Source organism: Limosilactobacillus coleohominis, assembly GCF_016901675.1.
In the GTDB taxonomy this organism is placed as follows: domain Bacteria; phylum Bacillota; class Bacilli; order Lactobacillales; family Lactobacillaceae; genus Limosilactobacillus; species Limosilactobacillus intestinavium.
This window is the reverse complement of the sequence record NZ_JACJKU010000149.1, coordinates 1-1278: the sequence shown is the minus strand read 5'-3', so window position 1 is coordinate 1278 and position 1278 is coordinate 1. Positions and strand designations below refer to the sequence as shown.

At 45.4% G+C, this 1278-nt stretch carries 9 tRNA genes and 1 rRNA gene; all 10 read left to right on the top strand.

The window, feature by feature from the left end:
* Positions 1–105: ribosomal RNA gene (gene rrf / locus H5975_RS08150) — 5S ribosomal RNA — on the top strand; the annotation flags it as partial.
* A 47-nt stretch (positions 106–152) separates the two neighbouring features.
* Positions 153–244, top strand: a tRNA-Ser gene (locus H5975_RS08145).
* A gap of 6 nt (positions 245–250) precedes the next feature.
* Positions 251–323 (top strand) — tRNA-Glu (locus tag H5975_RS08140).
* Between the two features lie 5 nt (positions 324–328).
* Positions 329–401, top strand: a tRNA-Val gene (locus H5975_RS08135).
* 34 nt (positions 402–435) lie between these two features.
* Positions 436–508 (top strand) — tRNA-Phe (locus H5975_RS08130).
* Between the two features lie 6 nt (positions 509–514).
* Positions 515–597, top strand: a tRNA-Tyr gene (locus H5975_RS08125).
* An 8-nt stretch (positions 598–605) separates the two neighbouring features.
* A tRNA-Trp gene (locus tag H5975_RS08120) sits at positions 606–676 on the top strand.
* 17 nt (positions 677–693) lie between these two features.
* Positions 694–768: transfer RNA gene (locus H5975_RS08115), tRNA-His, on the top strand.
* Positions 769–830: 62 nt separating this feature from the next.
* Positions 831–901 (top strand) — tRNA-Cys (locus H5975_RS08110).
* Positions 902–917: 16 nt separating this feature from the next.
* Positions 918–1002, top strand: a tRNA-Leu gene (locus H5975_RS08105).
* The last annotated feature ends 276 nt before the right edge of the window (positions 1003–1278 follow it).

The following is a 1278-nucleotide window of genomic DNA, read 5'->3' as shown; positions in this document are numbered from 1 at the left end:
GGCTTGAAGGATACACCTGTTCCCATGCCGAACACAGAAGTTAAGCTTCAACGCGCCAAAAGTAGTTGGGGGATCGCTCCCTGCGAGGATAGGACGTTGCCACGCAAACTCGAACTTTGGCACCTGGCTATTTGTGCCAGGGTTCGGATATTGGAGAGTTGTCCGAGTTGGCCGAAGGAGCAGCATTGGAAATGCTGTATACGGGTTAAAGCCTGTATCAAGGGTTCGAATCCCTTACTCTCCGTTATATGACCCGTTGGTCAAGTTGGTTAAGACACCAGCCTTTCACGCTGGTAACGTGAGTTCAAATCTCGCACGGGTCACTTTTGGAGGATTAGCTCAGTTGGGAGAGCATCTGCCTTACAAGCAGAGGGTCACAGGTTCGAGCCCTGTATCCTCCATTACAACGATAAGTTGTAAATCCAGACCAAGCACGGCTCGGTAGCTCAGTTGGTAGAGCAACGGATTGAAGCTCCGTGTGTCGGCGGTTCGATTCCGTCCCGCGCCACTTTATGGAGGAGTAGCGAAGTCTGGTTAAACGCGACGGTCTGTAAAACCGTTCCTTCGGGTTCGGCGGTTCGAATCCACCCTCCTCCACTTTTTATAGGGATATAGTTAAACGGTATAACTACGGTCTCCAAAACCGTCGTTGTGGGTTCGATTCCTACTATCCCTGCTAAACTGAATATTTTGGCGGTATTGGTGAAGCTTGGTTAACACATCGGTTTGTGGGTCCGACACGCGTGGGTTCGAATCCCACATACCGCCCTTCTGATTAGACGGTGCCCAGTCGCTCCGTCTAATTGTTTGAATAATTTCAAACTCTATTTGGTGGTATAGCCAAGTGGTAAGGCAGAGGTCTGCAAAACCTTTATCATCGGTTCAAATCCGATTACCACCTTTTAGTTAAGATATATGCCTCTGTGGCGGAATTGGCAGACGCGCTGGACTCAAAATCCAGTTCCCGTTGAGGGAGTGTGGGTTCGACCCCCACCGGAGGCATTTTTATAAATAATGGAAAGTTTTAATATCTTAACTAAAAGCTCCTAAGTCTTTATATATAAGGCTTAGGAGCTTTTTTATACATTTTAAAATCTGTGGATAACTTAGCTAAGCAATCATAAGTTATAACTTTGGTACACGTTTCGTACACGTCGACTTTATATATTTTGGCTCTACATCATTTAGTGTTGGTTTAACAAAATCGTGAAATTTTCGCTAAATTGGTATAGTTTTACGAGTTACATACTTTTAGGGTATGTGACTCTTTTATTTTAC